The 1,837-nt window shown below is 52.2% G+C and carries 3 protein-coding genes; all 3 read right to left on the bottom strand.

Annotated elements, in window-relative coordinates:
* The coding region (locus tag AACY42_RS28335; protein WP_339483802.1) for a PAAR domain-containing protein at nt 1-190 on the bottom strand (190 nt) is incomplete at its 3' end.
* An 89-nt stretch (nt 191-279) separates the two neighbouring features.
* Nucleotides 280-570: a hypothetical protein gene (locus AACY42_RS28330; RefSeq protein ID WP_339483801.1), complete on the bottom strand. Its 291-nt coding sequence runs from the start codon at nt 568-570 to the stop codon at nt 280-282.
* Nucleotides 567-1,837, bottom strand: a 1,271-nt coding sequence (locus AACY42_RS28325; protein WP_339483800.1) for an RHS repeat domain-containing protein, incomplete at its 5' end; no start/stop codon positions are given. The genes AACY42_RS28330 and AACY42_RS28325, both read right to left, overlap by 4 nt.

The following is a 1,837-nucleotide window of genomic DNA, read 5'->3' as shown; positions in this document are numbered from 1 at the left end:
CTACGGGGATACCGTTGACGGAATAGGTGCTGCTGCCTTCGGCGATCGGGAAGGGGCCTTTGCATAAGGGGCACATCACCATGTGGCCCTTGCCAGCCATCGGTTTACCGTTGAGGTTGGTGTGGGGGATGGATTCGGTGACTATACCGCCGTGGTCTGTTGTGTCTCCCAAGCGAACTATTGATTTCACTGTTTTGTTCCTCTGGCCTAATTCAGGGTTGTAAATATGTGTTCTTTATTTTTCTGCCCGTCCAGCTATCGTCAGTGCGGATGTTGTACTTAAGCGTTTAAGAGTTGCTTTCGGTCAATGGGGAGATTTTCAACTGAAAACTCAATAGCGGATGCAAGATCAAAAAAATCTTTTCGTATGTACGAAAAATATAGGTCGGTAGCGTCTTCATATTTATCCAAGTAATGGTCAAATCCAACCTTGTAGCCGCCGTTAGTTTTTCGTAAGAAGAACTCAGTTTTTTCAAGCTCGCCATTTTTCTCGTGCTCGGTATTAATCCAAATGCATTTTTTGTTGTTTATTCGTTGTTGTAGGTGTGCAATGTCTTGTTGGGCCATCATGCTTTCCTCCTTCTTCCGTTACGGCATTTAGAGTCGCGATCAACAAAGATATCTACCTTGTTTCCTTCAGGTGTGACGATATTTATGTGTGGTGTCGTCTTGTGCGGATGCCCGTCAGGTAGGGAGTCGTGTCCAAAAAGATTTCCGGAAACTGGGTTTGTCTTAAAATCCATATGATAAGAAGCTAGTCCTGATCCATTTTGTCGATTTGACTTAAATGCGGCTTTATCCCTGGCCGTTTTTTCCGCAGATTTATCACCCGCACCTGCTGCTTTTTGCGCATCTGGGAATGCACCGAAGAGGACCGCAACAGCATCTTTATAAGAGCATACAGTCACGCTACGACCAGCCTTCAACTCGGCAATCGATTTTGCGATAGATTGCGGCGACAACCCGCGAGGGTCAATCCACTCAACCGGATTCGGCCCATACGCATAGATGTTCAGCCCACCCGCAAATCCAATCGGGTCCTTACCAATAAACCGCCCGACCTGTGGATCATAGTACCGATAGCGATTGTAGTGCAGCCCGGTCTCCACATCGAAGTACTGGCCTTGAAAGCGCAACGGATTGCGGATGTCCGCCCGTTTGGCAGTCTCGCTACGCTGTTCCTTGGCCAGCCCCCAGGCTTTGTAGACCCCGGCCCAGGCGATGTCTCCGTGTTCGTCGGTCAGCTCCATCGGCGTGCCGAGGTGGTCGCATTGGTACCACGCCACGGTGCTGAAGGTCTCAGGCTTAAATTTGTGCTGCCACAACGGGTCACGGTCGATGTCGTAAGCGCCTTCATAGGCCGGCTCGGGCAGCAGTTGGATGCTGCGTTGTTCCACCGCCTGAGCCACCGGCACAAAACTACCCGGCTCGAAAAAGTAGTGGGTTAGGCGTTCGCTCTTGTCGTTGTTGCGACTTTCGAAGGCCAGCATATCGCCGTCCCAGCCATAGATGGTGTAGCCGCAGCCGTACTGTTCGTCGAGCTTGGCCCGCTCCATCTTGTTCCACATCGGCCCGGCTTCACGGCGGTCGTGGTACTTGGCTTTGGACAGCTTGAACAGGCGGCGGCCCAGCGCGTCGTAGGCAAAGCTGACGGTCAGTCGGTCATCTGCGTAGCCGATCAGACGGTCGTACAAATCCCAGGTGAAGTGGGATTTCTTGCCGTTGTGCAGGCGTTCCTTGAGGTTGCCGCGCTCGTCGTAGCTGTAGTGGGTGCCGACGTAGTCACGCAGCAGGTTGTCCAGCAGTTTGTTCGGGCCGTATTGATTGGGCCGACGCG

The sequence above is a fragment of the Pseudomonas sp. RL_5y_Pfl2_73 genome (assembly GCF_963970515.1).
In the GTDB taxonomy this organism is placed as follows: domain Bacteria; phylum Pseudomonadota; class Gammaproteobacteria; order Pseudomonadales; family Pseudomonadaceae; genus Aquipseudomonas.
Note: the sequence above shows the minus strand (reverse complement) of the source record. Positions and strands in the feature narration are given on the sequence as shown.